Below are 19,168 nucleotides of genomic sequence, written 5' to 3'. Positions count from 1 at the left end.
GCCTGGAGCTAGTAGTCGCGCGCCTCGTCCGCGGCCCGATAGATCCGTGCCTTGAAGCCCTCCGGGTCGGGAACGTGCGCGAGCGTCATCGTGCCCTGCTCGGACGCCGACTGGATGGTCAGCGTCCCGTACCGCATGATCCGCTCCCACACCGTCGCGCGGAACGAGATTTGACTTCCTCCCGGCTCTGAAGGGCCGGGATTCCTGCTGAACCTTGCGGTTCTCCGGTGGGTTCCTGTTTCAACGGGACTTGCCTTCCGCTAGGCGGCAGGACTTACGGTCCCTCCGCAGGCGTTTAGCCACTCCGCAAGCCCTGCGGCGTAGATGTTCCTCGCGGCGTTGAGGTCGCGGTCGTGGACCGTGCCGCACGCCTTGCACTGCCACTGCCGGACCGAGAGCGGCTTCGGCCCGTCGATCGCACCGCATTCGGAGCAGATCTAGGACGACGGGTAGAACCGGTCCGCCTTGGCGAGCACCCGCCCATACCGGGCGGCCTTGTACTCCAGCAAGCGGAGGAACTGGCCCCAACCGGCGTCGTGCACCGACTTCGCCAGCCGCGTCCGCGCCAGGCCGCGAACACACAAGTCCTCCACGAACACCGCTTGGTTCTCGCGGATGATCTGGGTGGTGTGCTTGTGCGCCCAATCGCGTCGAGTGTCGGACACTCTGGCATGGGCCTTCGCCACGCGGATACGCGCTTTGGCCCGGTTCTTGCTGCCTTTCGCCTTGCGGCTCAAGTTCTGTTGCGCCTTGCGGAGCTTGCGCTCGGCTTGCCGAAGAAACCTCGGGGAGTCGATGACCTTGCCGTTCGACATCACCGCGAACGTTGTTAGACCGAGATCGATCCCGATCTCCGACTCGACCGGCTACAAGGCTTGGTCGTCGGTCTCGACAACGAACGACGCGAAGTACCGGCCAGCAGCGTCCTTGACGATCGTTACCGACGACGGTTCGGACGGCAGTTCCCGCGACCACGCGACGTCCAGCTCGCCGATCTTCGCCGCGTACAGCTTGCGGTTCGGGCGGATACTGAACCCGTTGCGGGTGAGCCGGATCGCCTGCCGGTTGTCCTTGCGGGACCGGAACCGCGGCGTGCCCAGCTTGCGGCCCTTGCGCGTGCCCGACAGCGAGTCGAACCAGTTGCGGTAGGCGCGGCGCGCGTCCTGGCATGCCTGCACCAGCGCCACCGACGCGACGTCGGCCAGCCACCGGCGTTCCTCGGTGCGCTTGGCATAGGTGACGACCCGGTGCTGCACCTCGGTGTCGCTGATCCTCTCCCCAGCCGCGTAGGCGTCCTGGCGAGCGCGCAGCGCATCGTTGAACACCACCCGAGCGCACCCGAACGACCGCGCCAGCCTGATCCGCTGGCCCGGCGTCGGGTAGACGCGGTAGTTGTACCGGAGCTGCACACCCACACGCTAGCGGTTGGCTACGACAGTTCCGGCGGACCACGGGCGTGGTGGCGGCGTCGTGAGCGCGATGTACGTGCATTTGGTCTTCGTGACCAAGCATCGGCGCAACGTGCTCACCGGCGACATGCTCACCCTATGGGCTGATGCGGTGCGGGAGGTGTGCACAGGCTTCAATGCGACGCTGGTCGAGTTCAACGGGGAGGACGACCACGTGCATGTCCTGATCGAGTATCCGCCCACGGTCCAGATCAGCAAGCTCGTGAACAGCCGCAAAGGCGTGTCGGCACGCAAGCTCCGTGACGAGCACCGCGAGTGGGTGGACCAGCATTCGATGAACGGGCATCTATGGTCGCCGTCCTACTTCGCCGCATCGTGTGGTGGCGCGCCGATCAGCATTGTTCGGCAGTACATCGAGCAGCAACAACGACCGCCCCGTGCCCCAGGTAGGCCGAAGTTGATGCGCTAGCCCGGACGTGAACGACCGGGCTTGCGCGCTACGAATTCTGGTCAACCGTTCTGCTCGTGCCTCCGTGCACGGACCGCGCCGAGCAGCAGCGCGACGATCCAGATCGCCCCGACCGCGACGGCGAGGCCAGTGGTGTAGTCGCGGTCGAGCACTGTCGGATTGTCCGGCCGGGCACCCTCGCGACCGATGACGGGCACCGCGACTGCCAGCAGTGTCGCGGTGCACAGCCCGGCCGTGGCGATCGGCGCCCACCAGGTACGTGGCAGCACAGTCCGCCCCGAGTAACCGATCGCGAGGGAGAGGGGCGCGATGATCGCATCATGGATCAGGATCCCCGCGCCGAACCAGATCGCGGCGGACAGGATCTCCGGCGTGGAACGAGAGAGCGCCAGCAGTGCACCGTAGCCGATCGCGGCGACACCGGTCGCGATCAGTGCGACGCGCAGGACGGTCGTCCGGGTGATCGGGGAGCTCATGGCAGGACCTCCATGCTCGCGAGCCACTTGGTCTGCAGCACGCCGGGCCGGTTCGGCGCTATCAGTCGGCACGGATAGCCGTGATCGATGTTGAGAGTCTCCCCGTTGATCTCGAGCGCTACGAGCGAATCCGGGTGCTCGGCGAAGCGCTGGGGCAGGACGGTCCCGGAATAGAGGCCACCCTGCTCGAGCGAGAGGAACTGCACGTCCCCGCCTCGCCCGCCAACCACATCGATCAAGTCTCGGACGCGCACGCCCCGCCAGCGGGCGGTGGCGCTCCAGCCCTCGACGCACGCGATCGGCAGGATCACCTCGGTCTGGGGGAGCGCGCGCAGCTCGTCGAGGCCGAGATTCCGCGTAGTGGTGCCGCTGCGAACCTCGAGCGTCCACGCGGGGTCGACGGCGGTCGTGGTGACGCCAGCAGCTCGCGCGGTGCGGTTGATGGGAACGCCCTGGGGTCCCTCGCCGCTTCGTGGGGCGAGGATGGCGAGGGACCTCAGCCAGGGCACGGTCTGCCCGGCCACGGACAGGACCGCGAGAACGGTAGCGGCGCCGGTAGCCGCGAGGACGCCCCGCCGGGTGATGCCGCCGTTGACGTCCATGGTGTCGCCGGCCGGGCCAGGCGGATCGATACTGGGCGGATCGATCGGGGCACGGAGCACCTTGGTGATGACCGGCAGCTTGACCGCGATGTGAATGACCAGCGCGCCCACCGCGACCCAGGCGAACGCGTAGTGCATCGCGGGGAAGAAGAACGTCCACGGATACCACTGGGCGGCGTTGAACAGGCCCGTCACGAGCATGAAGATCATGGATCCGACGAGCACCGCGATCGAGCCTCGTTCAGCGGCGTGCAGGGCCGAGCGGACCATTGGCCGCTCGAACAACCTCGGGTACACGGACCAGAGCTTGACCAGGAGCAACGGAATCGTGGCCACCCCGGAGATCACATGCAATCCCTGGGTGAAGCGATAGAGCCCGGACGGGAAAGGCGGCCACGGCAGCCACGCCACCGGGTACTGGACGAAATGGCTGATCAATCCTGTGATGAAGCAGATCGTCACGGTGATCGCGAGGGCAATGCCCAGGCGAGCCGCGAGCTCGGGCGATCTCAGGCGGGTGGGCATGCCGCTACCCCTTCGAGTGGTGGTTTCCACAGCACGGCGAGGTTCCTCGACCTGCTGCGCAAAGTGGTCGCGAGGATCATCCCCGCGCGCAGCGCGACGGGCGCGGTCTCGTCGATGCCAACGGTCGACCACGGGATCCAGGGGCTTAGCTCGGTGCGGGTCTCGAGGCGGATCTGCCCGTCGTGCCCGCGGGAACCTGGCCGTTCCACTTCGACCAGGCACGTGCCACCGGGCGCGAGGAGCTCGGCGGCACGGGCGAGCAGGCGAGCGGGGTGGCCACCAATGCCGATGTTGCCGTCGGCGAGAAGGATGTGACGCCAGCGGCCGGTGCTGGGGAGGGGGTCGAAGATGTCGCGCCGCAGCGCTAGGCCGCCCCGCTGGCGCGTGAGCTGGACCGCGAGCGGCGAGACATCGATGCCCAGCGCCGGTATCGAGCGGAGCGCGAGGTGCTCGACGAGCCGCCCGGGCCCGCAACCAAGATCGAGGGTGGGTCCGCTGCAGGCGCTGGCGATGAGCTGGTCGAACTCCTCGTCGGCGGTCAGCGCGAGCGGGCCACCGAGCCACTGCTGAACGGGCGCGGGGCGACGGTGGCCGCGCGAGTCGCGGATCCAGCACGGCTCGCCAGAGAGGGCCTGCTCATACAGGCCGACGGTGCATCCGGCGGTGGCGATCATCGGCGAGCTCCCGCCGCAAGCGCCCGGGCCGCGCGGGCGAACTCGCTGCCCGGTGCGCAGTAGCGCGCCACGAGGGCGATGTCGGCCGGGTAGTCGACATCGCGCAGTGGTGTGCCGGAGCGCACCCGCAACCGGTGATGCAGGAGCGCGGCGATAGTGGCGGCGCCGGTATGGGGCTCGGACATCGGCACCTCGGCGAGAACATCGGCATGGCGGGGGTCGTGCAATCCCAGTGCCCACCAGCCACCGTCGAGCGCGGGAGCGACGAGCGCGGTGCCCGGCCGGGCCACCTCCCGCGCGATGGCAACCAAGTGCTCCGGGGTGGCCTGCGGCGTGTCCATGCCGATCTGCACGATCGGCAGTATTCCGCCACCAAGCTGGCCGCCATCGTGGTGGGCAGCGTCGAGGTGGGCGGCGTCGAGGTGGGCGGCGACGAGACGGTCCGCGAACGTCCGTCCGCGCTGCTCGATCACGGTGAATCCATCCTCGAGCGCGCGGGCGATCTCGATGCCACGCTCGGCATCAGCGAGGTCTCCTGTCATGGCGACCACGCGTTGCCGGGCCGGTACTGCCCGTGCTGCGGTGAGTGTGTCGAGCAGGGCCGCGGCCGCGAGTTCCGCCGCCTCCACGGGCGTGCATTCGGGCTGCAAGCGTGTCTTCGCTTGCCCCGCCACGGGCGCCTTGGCGACGATGAGCAGCGTGAACGGAGGCATCATGCGAGGGCCTTCAGGAAGTCCCGTGCTGCCCGCGTGGTCCCGATCACCGAGCCCGAGACCTTCGACTCGCCGCCGGTGCGCGGCCGATAGCTGATGTCGAGCTCGCGGATTTTCCATCCGGCGCGGGCAGCACGGACGAGCAGCTCGAGAGGGTAGCCGAAACGCTGATCCGTGATCCCAAGGTCGCGCAGGGCCTGTGTGCGGGCCACCCGCATGGCGCCGATGTCATGGACGTCAATGCCGAGGCGGCGCCGGATGAGCGCAGCGATCAGCAGGTTTCCGCCCCGGGCGTGCCAGGGCCAGGCCCCGCCGCTTGTCGGTCGGCGCCGCCCCACGGCGAGGTCCGCGCCCGCGCGCACGGCCTCGACCAGCGCGGGCAGCTCACCGGGGTCCATGGAGCCATCGCCGTCGAGCACCGCGGTGTAGCGGGTGCGCGACGCCTCGATCCCGCGGTGCACGGCAGCGCCGTAGCCAGGCCGCGGCTCGTGGACCACCGTGGCACCAAGGTCTGCGGCGGCGCGCGCGGTGTCATCGCGGGACCCGTTGTCGACAACGATGACGTGATAGCCCGCTGGCATGGCGCTCAGCACGCCGGGCAGGGACGCGGCCTCGTCGCGGCACGGGATCACGACGGTCACGCCTGGGCCGGGAAGCGGCGAGTTGCTCATGTCTTCGACCCTAGGCATCCGTGGGCCCCTCGAACCGGTGAAAACGGTGACGAAACCGTGACGTCGCCGCCGGGCGGCCCGTCGGCACCAATGCGGGGCATATCGTCGAGGCATGCCGACTGCTCCTGCTTCCATCGCGCCGCGCGCCCGCGAACGCTCTGCCCGTAGCGACATCGTCGCTGCGCTGGCCGGGGCCGCGCTTGTCGCCGCAGCGGTCGCCGTGCCGTTCCTCGCTTCCGATGAGTACGAGCGCAGCCTTTTTGCCGGGGTGGCACCGCTGTTCGGGGACTGGTTGCCGCACTACGGCCCGGGCACGGTTCTGTCGATCGTGGTTGCCGCAATGGTGATCTGGCGGGGGCCCGATGCGGCTGCGCGGGCCCGGTTCCGGGTGGTGCTCGCCGCATCGTGGGCCGCGGCCGCGGCGTGGATGATCTCGCTGGCGCTCATCGACGGCTGGGAGCGCGGCGTGGTCAACCGCCTCACCGACTCCCACGAGTACCTGCACGAGGTCCCCGGCATCGAAACCATTGGCGGGCTGGTCTCCGGGTTCACCACCCGCATCCTCGACGGGCAGCCCGACTCCTGGACCACGCATGTCTCGGGCCACCCGGTCGGTGCGATCCTCACGTACGTGGTGCTCGACCGCGTCGGACTCGGTGGTGGCACGTGGGCGGCGATGCTGAGCCTCGTGGCGGGAAGCAGCGCGATCGTGGCGATCCTCGTGACCTTGCGCGCGCTCGGCTCCGAGGCAGGTGCCCGCGCGGCCGCGCCGTTCCTGGTGCTCGCGCCCGCGGCGATCTGGGTGGTGGCCTCCGCGGATGGATACTTCATGGGCGTCGCCGCGTGGGGCATCGCGCTGCTCGCGCTCGCCGCGACACGTAGCGGGCGCGGGGGCTGGGTGCTGGCCTTCCTGGCGGGTGTCCTGCTGGGCTTCGGCGTCTACCTCAACTATGGCCTCGTGCTGATGGGCGTGCTCGCGGTGGCGGTGCTCCTCGCGGCCCGCACCGCGCGGCCGCTGCTCCCGGCACTTGCTGGCGCGCTGCTGGTGGCGGGCCTCTTCACCTGGGCTGGTTTCTGGTGGTTCGAGGGCATGGATCTCGTGGTGGACCGCTACTACCAGGGAATCGCGAGTTTCCGCCCGATCAGCTATTGGGGGTGGGCGAACTATGCGGCCACTGTGTGCGTGATCGGGCTCGCCTCGGTCGCGGCATTGCCCCGCGCGCTGCGATTGTCGCGGCTGCGGGCGCGCGAAGCGGTGAGCGTGATCGTCGCGGCCGGGATCGTCGCGATCCTGCTCGCTGGCATCAGCGCGCTCAGCAAGGCCGAGACCGAGCGGATCTGGTTGCCGTTCACGATCTGGATCTGCACGGCCCCGGCGCTGCTGCCAATGCGGCACCATCGACGGTGGCTTGTCGTTCAGGCCGTGATCGCTTTGACGATCAATCATCTGGTGCTGACGAGGTGGTGATGGCGTGAATATCCTCATTGCCGATGATGACGCGGTAGTGCGTGATGTCGCGAGCCGCTATGTGCGCCGCGACGGGCATGACGTGCTAGAAGCAGCGTCCGGCGTGGAGGCGCTGGCCGTGCTCGACGCCGAGGACATCGACCTCGCCATCCTCGACATCATGATGCCCGGCCCTGATGGGCTGGAGATCTGCCGCGCCGTGCGGGAGGGAACCACGCCCCGGCTACCGATCATCCTGCTCACCGCGCTCGGCGACGAGGAGGACCGGGTGCTGGGCCTCGAGGTCGGCGCCGACGACTACGTGGTCAAGCCCTTCAGCCCGCGCGAGCTAGCGCTGCGGGTCGCGTCGCTGCTGCGCCGGTCCGCGATCGATTCGTCCGCGGCGGCCGCTACCGGCCAGGGTGCCGATATGGTCCAGTCCGGGGGCGTGGTCGCGCGGATCCCTGCCCGGGAGGTGCTCGTCGACGGCAGCCGCATCGGCCTGACCAGCCGCGAGTTCGACCTGCTGGTGTTCCTGCTCCAGCATCCCGGCGTGGTGCACAGCCGGGAGGACCTGCTGCGGCAGGTGTGGGACTGGGACTTCGGCGACCTGTCGACCGTCACCGTGCACATCAAGCGGGTCCGGGCCAAGCTGGGCCACGCGCATCGCATCCGCACCGTGTGGGGGCAGGGATATACTTGGGATGATCATGCCGACTGAGCTGCACGGCATCGTGCTCTACGCGCTGGCCTGCACCATCCCCGTCGTGGTGCTCGGCGCTCTCGTCGTGCGGCGCGCGCATTCCTGGTCGCTGACCGCAAGCATGGCCCTGCTCGTGCTCATCCCGACGCTTGCCACGTTTGCTGGAGTGCTCGGCGTCAGCGGTCTGATGTTCACCCAGGATTTCGTCCGCACGATCGTGGTGCTGCTGCTTGTGGCGGTGGTGACGGTGCCGGCCGCGGTGGTGCTCGGTCGGTTCCAGGCCCGCCGCACCGTCTGGGAGCAGGAGGCGCGCGAGCAGGAGCGCGCCGCGGAACGGTCCCGGCGCGAGCTTGTTGCCTGGATCAGCCACGACCTGCGTACCCCGCTCGCCGGGATCCGCGCGGTGTCCGAGGCCCTGCTCGACGGTGTGATCACCGAGCCTCATGAGGTCACCCGCTATGCCCGGCAGATCGAGCAGGACGCGGTGCGCCTCGGCGCGATGATCGATGACCTGTTCGAGATGTCCCGCATCAGCTCGGGCGCCCTGCGGCTGGACCGGGATCGCGTGGAGCTCGCCGAGGTCGCCGACCAAGTGGTCACCGCCCACCACTTGACGGCGCAGCGCGCGGGCGTAGAACTGCGCTGCATCGCGCTCGATCCGGGCGCGGTGGTGGAGGGTGATGATCGTGCCCTCGCGCGCGTCATGAGCAATCTGGTGTGCAACGCCATCGAGCACACCCCGCCCGGTGGGATGGTCGATGTGACCGTCGGCTCAACCGACGGATTGGCCTGGGCCCGGGTAGATGACACGGGGCCGGGGATCGCCGAGCATGACCTGCCCCGCATCTTCGACATCTCGTACCGGGGGACGCACGCGCGCACCCGGGCAGCGGATCGCGATGCCCCGCCGGGCGCGGGGCTGGGCCTGGCGATCGCGGCCGGGCTCGTCACCGCGCTCCACGGCACGCTGACCGCCGCGAACCAGGAGGTCGGCTGCCGCATGGAGGTGGCGATGCCACTGGCCCGTGCGGGGAGCAACCCGGCACGCTAGTGCTGGGCCGGGCTAGATGCTGGGCCGGGCGAGGCCATCGACCGCGCGCAGCGGCGCGGCCGCGAACTCGCGCAGCCCTGCATCCGGGGCGATCGCCGCGCGAAAACCGAGGAGCTCCTCGGCACGGCGCGGGCTAGCGACGATATGGCGCACATCCCCCGGCCGGAACTGCCCCGTAGTGACCGGTTCGGGCCCGTCGGTCGCGGCCGCGAGGGCGGTGGCCACCGCGCCGATAGAGATCGGCTGGCCCGAGCACACGTTCAGGGCCGTGAACGCGCCGAGCGGCTCGGCCACAGCGCGGGCATTAAGCTCCGCGACATCCCGGACCTCGATGAAGTCGCGCATTTGCTGGCCATCCTCGTACACGCGAGGCGCCTGGCCGAGCTCGAGCGCTGACCGGAACATCGCGGCCACCCCCGAGTAGGGGGTGTCGCGGGGCATCCCGGAGCCGTACACATTGTGGTAGCGCAGCGCGGTGACCTGGCCGCCGGTCGCCCGCGCCCACGCGAGGGAATAGTGCTCCTGCGCGGTCTTGCTCGCGGCATACAAGCTGCGCGGGCGCAGCGGCGCATCCTCGTCCACGGGCGCCCAGTCCAGCGGTGCCCCGCAGCGGGGGCAGGCGAGGTCAAAATTGCCCGCGCGGAGGGCCGCGGGATCGCGGGCGGGGGGATCCTGGTCGCCATGCTCGGCGCAGTGGTACCGGCCCTCGCCGTAGACGACCATCGACGACGCGAGGACCAGTCGCTCGCATCCGGCGGCTGCCATGGCAGCTAGCACTGTGGCGGTGCCCAGGTCGTTGTGGCTAGCGAACGCGGGGCCGTCGGCGGCGTCGACCCCGGCGCCCACGATGGCTGCCTGGTGGCACACCACGTCCACCCCTCGCAGCGCAGCGTCGAGGGCGGAGCGGTGACGCACATCGAGCAACGTGATCGAGCCACCCTCGTTCGCAAGCGCATTCCCTTCCAGGGATCGGCCGTGCGCGGAGGGCAGCATGGCGTCCACTGCCATCACGTCATGCCCGTCAGCGACGAGCTGGGCGCGCACCGCCGAGCCGATGAATCCGGCCGCGCCGGTGAGCAGAACTCGCATGACGCCATCGTATGCGGTGGGCGGCCCGCGCGTCCCTGGGCGTCACGGCCAGCCACGACTGTGGCACCGGCATCGGCATCGCGCCGAGCCCGAACTGGCCAAGGACGCGCTCGATGTCGGCGCGCAATGGCTCGAGCGGCCCCAGCGCGGGTGGCAAGCCGGGGGCGGGCACCGTGCTCCCGGCGCCGAATGCTCCGGTCACATCGGCGTTGTGGCTGTCCGTCCCGCCATAGGTGTGGGCTGCGATGGCGAAGTCGAGGCCGTAGGAGGCAGACGCTACGTTCCCAGTGCCGCAGGCGCAGGTGGTGGAAGAAGGTGGCAACATCGCGGGTACTGGTGGTCGAGTTGCCCCAGTAGCCGGGCGTGCTGGTGGCACTGAGCCCGTACTCGGCGGCGATGGCGGGGATCGCGCGGGGATACTTGCGATCAATGCGATCCGCTGCGGCATCGTCGGAGACCCGGATCATTGCCTCGGCATCGCTGCGGTCGGCTGCGGAGTGGTCCCCGTGGCGGAGCGCGTAGTGCGCGAGGTACAGCTTGATGATCGACAGCGCCGGGCGGGACTGGGGGCGGCATGCGCGATCGCTGCCGGGATGAGCATGCCGACGAGGGCGACGATGCTGGCCCGGAGGAACGTCTGGCTCAAAGCCACGATGATCCTGGCGCACAGCTGCGGTGCTCGCGCAAGGAGTTTGTGCAACTTCCCAGCTAGCTGGATCCAGTGGGCGAGCGCGCTAGAACCTGCGGGCGAGCCTCATGCGGTTGGGCCGGCCATCAGGATCAACGACGGTCCGGTAGACCGGAGCGACGAGGACACGCTGCCAGCGCGGTGCGCCCTCGAGGGCATGCGCGCGCAGGCGGCCCGGCGGCCGCTCGCCGATCCTGCCGGAGGCATGCCAGGCGTCGAGCGCCTCGGCGTGGCCCTTCATCGTGTCGAAGAAGCTGCCTGGATCGAGCAGGTCGTCGACATCGCTGGGGGAGCGGTCGAGGTGCTCCGAGGCGAGCTGCAGCCGCAGGTCGCGGGCTAGCACCCGGGCCTTGTCGCCGAGCCCGCCCGGGTCGGCAGGCTCCCGCCCGTCGAGCTGCTCGTCGATGATGGCCGCAGTCAGCTCGGAATCATGCGTCCAGGAGCGCCGGTTGAAATTATCGCTGCCCACGGTGGCCCACACATCATCGATGACACACACCTTGGCATGCACGTACACCGGCGTGCCCGCGTGGTTCTCGAGGTCATAGATCGCTACACGGCTGGCAGCGGCATCGTGGAGCTCCTGCAGGGCCTGGGCGTGGCCGAGCATCGCCGACGGAATCGTGATCGCACCGTCCTCGTCGAGGAAGCGGGGCACCACGACGATCATGCGCAGCCCGGGATTCTCGCGCAGCGCGTGCGCGAACACACGTGCCACATCCAGCGACCACATGTACTGGTCCTCGATGTAGATCAGCGAGCGGGCCCGGTGCAGGGCCTTGGCGTATCCCCGGGCGATGGATCGCTCGCCCCGTGGCGCGAAGGGGTAGGCGGGGCGCCGACGCGGATAGGTACGCAGCAGCTGGACCTGGCAGGTACCCGCGGGTGCCGGGGGCGGCGCCTGGTCGGGCAGCGGTGACGCCTCGAAGGAGAGCCGGGGATGAAGCAGGTCTGGCAGCGAGTGCCAGGGCAGCCGGGACGGCATCGCGGGATCGTTCCAGCGCTCCCGGAACACTTTCTCCACGTCGGCGACGCCGGGCCCCTGGATCTCGACCTGCACGTCATGCCAGGGCGGGGTGGGCCCGTACTCGGGAGGGAAGTCACGCGCGACCGGATCGCCGGCGTGCGCGCCAGTATCCCGGCGCGAGCGGGCAAGGTCGATGCCGCCGACGAACGCCACATCGGGTTGCTCGTCGCGGGCATAGCGAATGACGATGAACTTCTGGTGATGGCTGCCGGTGGTCAGGACGCGATGATCGAGGACCACCTCGCCGCCGGCCTTGGTGATCGACTCAGCGAGCTCGACATGCTTCTCGCCGGTGAAGCCCATGATCTCGGGGTGGGAGCGCCACATGAGTCCGCGAACCATCGCGCCGCGGCGAGCGGCACCGGAGAGCGCCTCGGAGATCGTGGTGCCCTCGTCGTCGAGCACCTGCTCGGGGTCGCCGCGCCAATCGGTGAACAGCACCAGATCGCCGTCGCCGGCCGCGGCGAGCGTCGATGCGAGGCGCGCGAAGTAGGAATGGCCGTCGATCAGCGGGCGCACGAGGTTGCCGGACGTCCACGCCGATACGGCTGCCTGCGGATTGTCACGCTCCCTCGTGGTCAGCAGCCACGGCCGTTCCGGGTCGAAGCCGTAGGACGGCTCGGCGAGCGGCTCGAGCGACCGGCCCGTGTACTGGCGGGCAAACCGGGCGATGCGTGCGATCACGAGTGAAGGATCCTTCCCGAGCGTGGGGATCTACCGAACAAGGATCCCACACGGCCTCGATCCCGGAGGGCTAGTCACGATGGTGACGGTCCAATCACCGTCGGCGGGAACCGGTAGCCTCGCGCTGGCCAGTCACCGACGTGCGCGGGATATCGCAGTTGTAATGTGGGTCGCGAGAATCGTGCGAGCCCCATGCTCGGGCCAGCAAGCCCCCTGAACCCGTGAGGACGCCATGATCCGACCCGGCAAGCCCGCGCTGCCCCTCGCTCGCATGATCCGTGCGGTGGAGGGCGTGCGCAATGCGCTCAGCGCGACGGCGCGGCGCATGGTCCCGGCCTCTGCCTCGGTCCTCGAAGTGATGATCGGCAGCTGGGTCGCCCAGTCCACCTATGTAGCGACGCGGCTCGGGGTGGCGGACGTGCTCGCCGATGGTGCCCGGCCCGTGGCAGAGATCGCCCAGCATGTCGACGCCGACCCCGATGCGCTGCACCGGCTGCTGCGCGCGCTGGCCACCCAGGGGATCTTCACCGAGACACGGCCAGGCGTATTCGGCCTCACTCCGCTCGCGGACACGCTGCGCGAGGATGCCCCCGGCTCGATCCGGTCCCTCGTCCTCATGTTCGGCGACCCCACCCATTGGGAGCACTGGTCGCACCTGCTGTACTCGGTGCAGACCGGCAGGCCGAGCCTCGAGATGCTGCGTGGCATGCCCGCCTTCGAGTTCCTCGGCGCCAATCCCGAGTTCGCCAAGGTGTTCAACCAGGCGATGACCGACGTCTCCCGCATGTCCGTGCCGCCAACGGTCGCGGCATACGACTTCAGCCGCTTCACCACAATCGTCGATGTCGGCGGCGGGCATGGCGCGCTGCTGGCCGGAATCCTGCGCTCCGCGCCCGCGGCCAAAGGCATCCTCTTCGATCTCGAGAGCGTCGTCGCCGGAGCCTCGGAGATCCTCGCCGAGGAAGGCGTGGGCGACCGCGTCGCGATCACCGAGGGCTCGTTCTTCGAATCCGTGCCCGGCGGGGCGGATGCCTATGTGCTCAAGAGCATCGTCCACGACTGGGATGACGATTCAGCGACCCGCATCCTGCGCACGGTGCGCGACGCCATGAGCAACGACGCGACCCTCCTTCTCGTCGAGACCGTGCTGCCGGAAGGCAATACGCCGCATTTCGGCAAGTGGCTCGACCTCGAGATGCTTGTGCAGGCGACCGGCAAGGAGCGCACCGAGAAGCAGTTCCGTGACCTGCTGGGCGCGGCAGGGTTCGAGCTGTCGCGGGTAGTGCCGACAGTTGCTCCGACCTCGATCATCGAGGCGACCCCGGCATAGCGGTTGCGCTGCGGGTTCATAGGACCTCGACGAGGGCGAAACCGACCCGCCGGGTCGCGGCGTCGGCCTCGACAAGCCGCGCGCGCACGTCGGCGCCCACCGGCAGCGGCTGCTCGGCGGTGATGCGCGCCTCGATCGCTGGCTCTCGGATCATGATGGTGCCCGTCCGGGGGTCCTTGTCGCTCGACTCGAGGATGACCCCCGCGAACTCGCGCCCCACCGCGGGGGCTAGCAGCGCCGCTTCGACGAGGTTGACCAGGGCGTTGCTGAATGTCGCGGCGCGCTGCGAGGAGCCACGCATGATGCCAGGCAGGTCGGGCAATGCCTCCAGTACCCATTCGGGCACCTCGCGGCCCTCGACGTGCGCGAGGCAGCACTCGGTGCCGTATCGGTCGACGAGCCGGCGCAGTGGAGCCGTCACATGCGCGTAGGTGCTCGCTACCGCCGAGTGCACCATGCTCGTGGTGTCGTCGGGGGACTCGGTGAACGGCTCGTACCCGGCGCCGCGCAGCAGTCGCGTGCAAGAGATCAGCATCGCGGCATGCTCGGGCCGGGCTGCATCGAGCCCGCGCACGAACTCGGGATAGGACACGTCCGGAGGCCAGGAGATGCCCAGCGCATGCGCGGCACGGCGCACCCGTCGGGAGGCGTGCTCATCGGCCGCGGGCAGGGTGCGCAGGATGCCGGTGCCGCCGTCGACCATGATGTCCGCCGCGGCCATGCCAGTGAGCAGCGAGACCTGTGCGTTCCATTGCTCGGCGGGACGGGAGGTGCCATACCGCAGGGTCCAGGAATCGCCGTCGACGTGGATGGTCTGGTCCGGGAGCGGCAGAGACACGCCCCCGCGCGCCCGTTCCTGCGCCAGGCGCAAGCGTCCCACCTCGGCGAGGAGGGCGAGCGAATCCTCAGCGGGACTGTCGTCGATGTGACGCTGCGCCTGCTGGTAGTCAAGCTGTGCCCGGCTGCGGACCCGGGCTCGCTCGAGGCGCGTCGCGATGCGGCCGCCATCGGCGTCAAGGTCGATGGTCCATAGCACCGCAGGACGCTGCATGCCCGGCAAGAGCGACGCCGCGCCCTCCGACAGCAACGCCGGATGCAGCGGGATCCGCATGTCGGGCCCGTACCACGTCTCTCCGCGCCGCCGGGATTCCTTGTCGAGCGCCCCGCCAGGCTCGATGAACGCAGCAACATCGGCGATGGCGTAGTGCACGCGGTACCCCCTGCGGAGCCGCTGGATGTGCAGGGCCTGGTCGAGATCGAGGGAACCGGGCGGGTCGATCGTCACCAGAGGGATATCGGTGGCATCGCGGCGGTCTGCTTCGTAGCGATCTACTGCCGCGGCCGCCTCGGCGCTTGGCTCGGGCGGGTAGCCATCCGGTACATCAAGCTCATCGTGGACCGCGTTGGTGGCATCGCGGAGGGTGGCGCTGTCCACGCTCGCGAGGTGCATCACTGGCCTGGGCACGCTGCTCACCCTCCCTTTCTAGCCGTGAGATCGGTGATGGTGCCAGCGTAGGCGGCGGCGCGCCGGTCGACGGACGGTCTTCCGCATTCCAGGCGCCGCGAGCGCGCAAACGCGATAGAAGGTGCTGAACGCGATAGAAAATTCGAAGGAATTCGAGCAGCTTCTATCGCGTTTGGCGTGCGATGCCATCGCAACCGGGGCCAGAGCGATGCAGTGGTTCGCCTGGCGACGCTCGCGAGAATGCCCGATCGCAGGCCGGAAGCGCCGCGGCCCCAGGGAATCCCACGACCCTGGGGCCTGCGCGCGAGCCGCTTGGCGGACGCCTACTTGCTGTTGTTCTGCTTCTGGTCCTCGCTCGCGGGCTCCTGCTCCTGGGCCTCCCGGTCCTCCTGCTCCTGGGCCGCTTCCTCGGCCTCCTGCTCGGAGATGCCGAGCCTGCCCTCGACGGCATCCCCGCCCTTGCGGATGTGATCGCCGTACTTGCTGCCGGTCTTCTCGTCGATGGTGTCCTCGACCTTGTCGATGGCAGCACGAGCCTTGTCGGGGCTCTTCTGCGCCAGGTTCTTGGCCTTGTTCACCATATCGCCGAATCCCATGTACATCTCCTCCATAGTGATGGCCGCGCAACAACGTTCGCGCGGATTCCACGGCCTACCGTAGTGCTCCTGGCGTTGTCCCGCATGGGGACATGCCACGATGGCGACATGGCTCCGCGAAGCACGCACGCCGATCCCACGACAGCGCCCAGCCGGGCAAAACAGGCGCGGACGCTCGATGAGCTCGACGCCCTCATCGCGAGCTGCCGCGCGTGCCCGCGTCTCGTCGCGTGGCGCGAGGAGTCCGCCCGCGAGAAGCCGCTGCGCTACCGAGACTGGGACTACTGGGCGCGCGCCGTGCCAGGATTCGGTGATCCCGCTGCGTCGATCGCCGTCGTGGGGCTCGCCCCGGCCGCGCACGGCGCCAACCGCACCGGGCGCATGTTCACCGGCGACCAGAGCGGCGATTTTCTCTTCGCCTCGATGCACCGGGCAGGCATCGCCAGCCAGGGCTGGGCGCGCGACGCCAATGATGGCCTGGAGCTTCATGGCGCGCGCCTCGTCGCACCGGTGCATTGCGCGCCGCCAGCGAACAAGCCGGCCCCGGCCGAGCGGGATCGGTGCGGGGCGTACCTCTCCCGCGAGCTCGAACTGCTGGCGCCGACCCTGCGGGTGGCGGTGGTGCTCGGAGGATTCGGGTGGCAGGCCCTGCTCGCGCGCCTGGTCGCTGACGGATGGAGCGTGCCGCGGCCGCGTCCCCGTTTCGGTCACGGCATGGAGGTCGCCGTCGAGCACCCGGATGGCCGCTCCCTGATGCTGCTCGGGTGCTTCCATCCCAGCCAGCACAACACGTTCACCGGCCGCCTGACCCCTGCGATGCTCGACACCATCTTCTTGCGCGCCCGTGACCTGTGCGCCGCCTAGTCTGCCGTCAGACCCGCTCGGCCTGTGCCGCGCGCAGCAACTCGTTCAGCGAGTTCTCCGGATCTGCCAGTTTCCCCGGATCAACTGCCAATTGATCACCGATGACGCGCCGCGCGAAAACGAACTCTTTCGGGTGGTTCACGCAGTCGGCGGCAACCATCTGCCCCTGCTTGAAGTAGAAGCAAGCGAAACTGCGTCCAGCCGCTGGGTCTCCGCGCAGCACGATGCTGTCGTAGCCGTCGTTGAGGCCGGCGATCTGCAGCTTGAGCTCGTACTGGTCGGACCAGAACCACGGCAGAGCCTTGATCTCCTTCTCCTTGTCGCAGATCCTGGCTCCGACTGCTTTGGCTTGCTCGCCGGCGCTGGGCACCGACTCGAGGCGGATCTGGCGCGCGTACCGGGCCAGGTAGTGGCTCGCGCAGTCCCCGGCTGCGAAGATGTCCGGGTCGCTCGTTTGCCCGTGGTCGTCGATGACAACCCCGTTGTCCACGGCTAGGCCGGCGGCTTCGGCGAGCTCCACGTTCGGCACGATACCAATGCCAATGATCACGAGGTCGGCGGGAACGAGTTCACCGTCCGCGAGGCGCACCCCGCGGACGTGCTCGTCGCCCTCGATGCCCGAGATGGCGACGCCGGTACGCACGTCCACACCTTCCTCTCGGTGGACGCGTGTGTAGAACTCTGACAGTTCCGGGGCCGTGACCCGCTGCAGCACTCGCTCGGCGCTCTCCAGCACCGTGACCTCAACGCCGAGCTGGCGCAGCGATGCGGCCGCCTCCAATCCGATGTAACCAGCGCCGATGATCGTGACGCGTCCGCTGGCGTGCAGACCCTTGGCGTGCAGTTCATCACGGATCGCCTCGGTGTCGGCGGCGTCGCGCAGATAATGCACGCCAGCTAGCTCGGCGCCCGCGAGGGGAAGGCGGCGTGGCCGGGCCCCGAGGCACAGCACAAGCTTGTCGTAGCTGACTTGTTCGCCATCGGACAGCGTGACGGTGCGAGCATTTCGGTCGATGCTATCGACATGGGCGACACGGAACGTGATGTCGTGCTTCTCGTAGTACGCCGCCGGGCGGATGAGCTGCTCGTCAAGCGTCGTCTTGCCTGCGAGGTACGCCTTGGAGAGCGGAGGCCGGTGGTAGGGCAGGACCGGCTCGTCACCGATGACGAGGATTTCCCCGGTCCAGCCGTCCTGGCGCAGGTTGGCGCACACCTGCGCCCCAGCGTGGCTTGCTCCGATGATCAGCACACGCATGGGTCAGGCCTGCTTCTTGGTGAGCTCGACCATCAGCTTCGAGTAGCCGCGCACGAAGGTTGACTGCACGATCTCGGGCTCCTCGAGTACCTTGATGTCGTCGAACCGTTCGAGCAGTTCCTCCCAGAGGATGCGCAGCTGCAGCTCGGCGAGCCGGTTGCCCATGCAGCGGTGCACACCGAAGCCGAACGCGATGTGGTTGCGCGCGTTCTTGCGATCGATGATCAGCTTCTCCGGGCTATCGAAGTGGCGCTCGTCGCGGTTGCCGGAGGCATACCACATGAGGAGCTTCTCGCCCTTCTTGATCTGCTGGCCGCCGACGACGGTGTCCTCCTTGGCCCGGCGCGCCATGTAGGCCAAAGGCGTCTGCCAGCGGATGATCTCGGACACCATGTTCGGGATCAGTTTCGGGTTGGCCTTGAGCTTGGCGAACTCTTCCGGGAACTTGTTCAGCGCGTACACGCCACCGCTCATCGAGTTGCGCGTCGTGTCGTTGCCGCCGATGACGAGCAGCAAAAAGTTACCGAGGAACTCCATCGGACGACGGTCCATCATGTCCTTGGTGCTCTCGTCGGACAGCAACAGGCTGATCAAGTCGTAGCCTGGTTCCTCGCCGGCGGCGAGGCGGGCTTTCTTGTCACCCCACAGGTGCATGACCCTGCGGAGGATCGGGATGCACGAGGTGAACACCTCGTCGAGGTCGGACGTGCCGCCCGTCGCTGCGGGCACGCCCGAAGCCAAGTCGGAGATCACCGTGAGCTCCCGCCGGAGCTCGTACGGGTAGTCCAGCAGGGTCGCGAGCATGCGGCCGGTCAGCTCGATAGAGACCTTGTCCACCCAGTTGAACGGTTCGCCGACGGGCAGCCCGTCGAGCACCTCCTGGACGCGGGAGCGGATCAGCCCTTCCAGCTCTTTGAGGTTCTTCGGCGCGACCACGCCTTGCACCGCGGCACGCTGAGCGTCGTGCTTCGGAGGGTCCATGGCGATGAACATCTTGATGTCGAAGCCCGCGGGAAACTTGCCGATGATGATGGAAGGCTCGGCCGAGAACACCTGGTGGTTCTTGTCCATCGCGAGGATGTCCTCGTAACGGGTGACCGACCAGAACGGGCCGAACGGACCCTTGTTCTGGAAGTGCACCGGAGACTCGTCCCGCAGTCGCTTGAAATGCGACTCCCACTGCCCCTGGCGATACAAGAACGGATTGCTCATGTCGATGTCGGCCAGCGCGATATCCGTGCCGTCCGGGATCGGGCGCTCGACGAAGATCGGCGACCGTTCACTCTTGTCCACGAGCCGACGAGTGCGGTTGTATGCGTGCGCTGCCTTGACCAGCACGTCGATTGGGACAACTTGCTCGACCCTGCTCCTCACCGGGTCGACGACGCTTGTCTTGACCTGACCGAGTACGTTCATCATTCTGCCTACCT

General features: G+C 68.7%; 19 protein-coding genes and 1 pseudogene. 6 read left to right on the top strand and 14 right to left on the bottom strand.

Annotated features, from left to right (window positions below):
* Positions 1-8: 8 nt before the first annotated feature.
* The 3 genes and pseudogenes from QC765_RS12365 to QC765_RS12355 form a co-directional block, all read right to left on the bottom strand.
* Complete coding sequence (locus QC765_RS12365) at positions 9-170, bottom strand: PH domain-containing protein (RefSeq protein ID WP_278314802.1); 162 nt, start codon at positions 168-170, stop codon at positions 9-11.
* Between the two features lie 90 nt (positions 171-260).
* On the bottom strand, positions 261-416 hold the full coding sequence (locus tag QC765_RS12360; protein ID WP_373876746.1) for a zinc ribbon domain-containing protein: 156 nt from the start codon (positions 414-416) through the stop codon (positions 261-263).
* Positions 417-437: 21 nt separating this feature from the next.
* Positions 438-1,409, bottom strand: a pseudogene (locus tag QC765_RS12355) (RNA-guided endonuclease InsQ/TnpB family protein).
* Positions 1,410-1,479: 70 nt separating this feature from the next.
* Here QC765_RS12355 and tnpA point away from each other — a divergent pair.
* Positions 1,480-1,878, top strand: coding sequence for an IS200/IS605 family transposase (gene tnpA, locus QC765_RS12350; RefSeq protein WP_278314800.1), 399 nt, complete (start codon positions 1,480-1,482; stop codon positions 1,876-1,878).
* Positions 1,879-1,919: 41 nt separating this feature from the next.
* Here tnpA and QC765_RS12345 read toward each other — a convergent pair whose 3' ends face one another.
* From QC765_RS12345 to QC765_RS12325, 5 genes are read right to left on the bottom strand one after another with little or no spacing between them, the layout of a single operon-like run.
* Complete coding sequence (locus tag QC765_RS12345) at positions 1,920-2,354, bottom strand: hypothetical protein (protein ID WP_278314743.1); 435 nt, start codon at positions 2,352-2,354, stop codon at positions 1,920-1,922.
* The gene (locus QC765_RS12340) at positions 2,351-3,481 is read right to left on the bottom strand and encodes a molybdopterin-dependent oxidoreductase (RefSeq protein WP_278314742.1); all 1,131 of its coding nucleotides are present in this window, start codon (positions 3,479-3,481) and stop codon (positions 2,351-2,353) included. Before QC765_RS12340 ends, QC765_RS12345 begins: the two co-directional genes overlap by 4 nt.
* Positions 3,466-4,155 carry a methyltransferase domain-containing protein gene (locus QC765_RS12335; RefSeq protein ID WP_278314741.1) on the bottom strand — a complete coding sequence of 230 codons (690 nt, stop codon included), beginning with the start codon at positions 4,153-4,155 and terminating at the stop codon, positions 3,466-3,468. Before QC765_RS12335 ends, QC765_RS12340 begins: the two co-directional genes overlap by 16 nt.
* Positions 4,152-4,868 carry a TIGR04282 family arsenosugar biosynthesis glycosyltransferase gene (locus QC765_RS12330; protein ID WP_278314799.1) on the bottom strand — a complete coding sequence of 239 codons (717 nt, stop codon included), beginning with the start codon at positions 4,866-4,868 and terminating at the stop codon, positions 4,152-4,154. Before QC765_RS12330 ends, QC765_RS12335 begins: the two co-directional genes overlap by 4 nt.
* Entirely contained in the window at positions 4,868-5,539 is a 672-nt protein-coding gene (locus QC765_RS12325) for a glycosyltransferase family 2 protein (protein WP_278314740.1), read from the bottom strand. The genes QC765_RS12330 and QC765_RS12325 overlap by 1 nt, the downstream gene beginning before the upstream one ends.
* Before the next feature lie 112 nt (positions 5,540-5,651).
* Between QC765_RS12325 and QC765_RS12320 the strand changes: the two genes are divergently transcribed.
* From QC765_RS12320 to QC765_RS12310, 3 genes are read left to right on the top strand one after another with little or no spacing between them, the layout of a single operon-like run.
* On the top strand, positions 5,652-7,007 hold the full coding sequence (locus QC765_RS12320) for a hypothetical protein (RefSeq protein ID WP_278314739.1): 1,356 nt from the start codon (positions 5,652-5,654) through the stop codon (positions 7,005-7,007).
* A gap of 4 nt (positions 7,008-7,011) precedes the next feature.
* Positions 7,012-7,707 (top strand): response regulator transcription factor, encoded by a 696-nt coding sequence (locus QC765_RS12315; RefSeq protein ID WP_278314738.1) that lies wholly within the window; start codon positions 7,012-7,014, stop codon positions 7,705-7,707.
* Positions 7,697-8,740: a sensor histidine kinase gene (locus QC765_RS12310; protein WP_278314737.1), complete on the top strand. Its 1,044-nt coding sequence runs from the start codon at positions 7,697-7,699 to the stop codon at positions 8,738-8,740. The genes QC765_RS12315 and QC765_RS12310 overlap by 11 nt, the downstream gene beginning before the upstream one ends.
* 12 nt (positions 8,741-8,752) lie before the next feature.
* Here the strand turns inward: QC765_RS12310 and QC765_RS12305 are convergent, their stop codons facing one another.
* Positions 8,753-9,829 (bottom strand): NAD-dependent epimerase/dehydratase family protein, encoded by a 1,077-nt coding sequence (locus QC765_RS12305; RefSeq protein ID WP_278314736.1) that lies wholly within the window; start codon positions 9,827-9,829, stop codon positions 8,753-8,755.
* Between the two features lie 734 nt (positions 9,830-10,563).
* Positions 10,564-12,228, bottom strand: coding sequence for a phospholipase D family protein (locus tag QC765_RS12300; RefSeq protein ID WP_278314735.1), 1,665 nt, complete (start codon positions 12,226-12,228; stop codon positions 10,564-10,566).
* 232 nt (positions 12,229-12,460) lie between these two features.
* Here QC765_RS12300 and QC765_RS12295 point away from each other — a divergent pair, with 232 nt between their 5' ends.
* Positions 12,461-13,558 carry a methyltransferase gene (locus QC765_RS12295; RefSeq protein WP_278314734.1) on the top strand — a complete coding sequence of 366 codons (1,098 nt, stop codon included), beginning with the start codon at positions 12,461-12,463 and terminating at the stop codon, positions 13,556-13,558.
* Positions 13,559-13,574: 16 nt separating this feature from the next.
* Here the strand turns inward: QC765_RS12295 and QC765_RS12290 are convergent, their stop codons facing one another.
* Positions 13,575-15,032, bottom strand: coding sequence for an RNB domain-containing ribonuclease (locus tag QC765_RS12290; RefSeq protein ID WP_278314733.1), 1,458 nt, complete (start codon positions 15,030-15,032; stop codon positions 13,575-13,577).
* 314 nt (positions 15,033-15,346) lie between these two features.
* On the bottom strand, positions 15,347-15,619 hold the full coding sequence (locus QC765_RS12285; RefSeq protein WP_278314732.1) for an antitoxin: 273 nt from the start codon (positions 15,617-15,619) through the stop codon (positions 15,347-15,349).
* Between the two features lie 108 nt (positions 15,620-15,727).
* On the opposite strand from QC765_RS12285, the gene QC765_RS12280 reads away from it, so the two are divergent.
* Positions 15,728-16,483 carry a uracil-DNA glycosylase gene (locus QC765_RS12280; protein ID WP_278314731.1) on the top strand — a complete coding sequence of 252 codons (756 nt, stop codon included), beginning with the start codon at positions 15,728-15,730 and terminating at the stop codon, positions 16,481-16,483.
* A 7-nt stretch (positions 16,484-16,490) separates the two neighbouring features.
* Here QC765_RS12280 and QC765_RS12275 read toward each other — a convergent pair whose 3' ends face one another.
* Together QC765_RS12275 and QC765_RS12270 are read right to left on the bottom strand one after the other, a co-directional pair.
* Positions 16,491-17,738, bottom strand: coding sequence for an NAD(P)/FAD-dependent oxidoreductase (locus QC765_RS12275; protein ID WP_278314730.1), 1,248 nt, complete (start codon positions 17,736-17,738; stop codon positions 16,491-16,493).
* A 3-nt stretch (positions 17,739-17,741) separates the two neighbouring features.
* The gene (locus QC765_RS12270; protein WP_444979977.1) at positions 17,742-19,157 is read right to left on the bottom strand and encodes a cytochrome P450; all 1,416 of its coding nucleotides are present in this window, start codon (positions 19,155-19,157) and stop codon (positions 17,742-17,744) included.
* Positions 19,158-19,168: the final 11 nt, after the last annotated feature.

Source organism: Hoyosella levis (assembly GCF_026008515.1).
GTDB classification, from domain to species: domain Bacteria; phylum Actinomycetota; class Actinomycetes; order Mycobacteriales; family Mycobacteriaceae; genus Lolliginicoccus; species Lolliginicoccus levis.
Note: the sequence above shows the minus strand (reverse complement) of the source record. Positions and strands in the feature narration are given on the sequence as shown.

Excerpts from the sequence above, each read along its gene's own strand:
- QC765_RS12340 (WP_278314742.1), bottom strand. The coding sequence starts at position 3,481 with ATGCCCACCCGCCTGAGATCGCCCGAGCTCGCGGCTCGCCTGGGCATT.
- QC765_RS12295 (WP_278314734.1), top strand. The coding sequence starts at position 12,461 with ATGATCCGACCCGGCAAGCCCGCGCTGCCCCTCGCTCGCATGATCCGT.
- QC765_RS12275 (WP_278314730.1), bottom strand. The coding sequence starts at position 17,738 with ATGCGTGTGCTGATCATCGGAGCAAGCCACGCTGGGGCGCAGGTGTGC.
- QC765_RS12285 (WP_278314732.1), bottom strand. The coding sequence starts at position 15,619 with ATGGGATTCGGCGATATGGTGAACAAGGCCAAGAACCTGGCGCAGAAG.
- QC765_RS12305 (WP_278314736.1), bottom strand. The coding sequence starts at position 9,829 with ATGCGAGTTCTGCTCACCGGCGCGGCCGGATTCATCGGCTCGGCGGTG.
- QC765_RS12310 (WP_278314737.1), top strand. The coding sequence starts at position 7,697 with ATGCCGACTGAGCTGCACGGCATCGTGCTCTACGCGCTGGCCTGCACC.
- QC765_RS12320 (WP_278314739.1), top strand. The coding sequence starts at position 5,652 with ATGCCGACTGCTCCTGCTTCCATCGCGCCGCGCGCCCGCGAACGCTCT.
- QC765_RS12335 (WP_278314741.1), bottom strand. The coding sequence starts at position 4,155 with ATGATCGCCACCGCCGGATGCACCGTCGGCCTGTATGAGCAGGCCCTC.
- tnpA (WP_278314800.1), top strand. The coding sequence starts at position 1,480 with ATGTACGTGCATTTGGTCTTCGTGACCAAGCATCGGCGCAACGTGCTC.
- QC765_RS12280 (WP_278314731.1), top strand. The coding sequence starts at position 15,728 with ATGGCTCCGCGAAGCACGCACGCCGATCCCACGACAGCGCCCAGCCGG.
- QC765_RS12325 (WP_278314740.1), bottom strand. The coding sequence starts at position 5,539 with ATGAGCAACTCGCCGCTTCCCGGCCCAGGCGTGACCGTCGTGATCCCG.
- QC765_RS12330 (WP_278314799.1), bottom strand. The coding sequence starts at position 4,868 with ATGCCTCCGTTCACGCTGCTCATCGTCGCCAAGGCGCCCGTGGCGGGG.
- QC765_RS12270 (WP_444979977.1), bottom strand. The coding sequence starts at position 19,157 with ATGATGAACGTACTCGGTCAGGTCAAGACAAGCGTCGTCGACCCGGTG.
- QC765_RS12345 (WP_278314743.1), bottom strand. The coding sequence starts at position 2,354 with ATGAGCTCCCCGATCACCCGGACGACCGTCCTGCGCGTCGCACTGATC.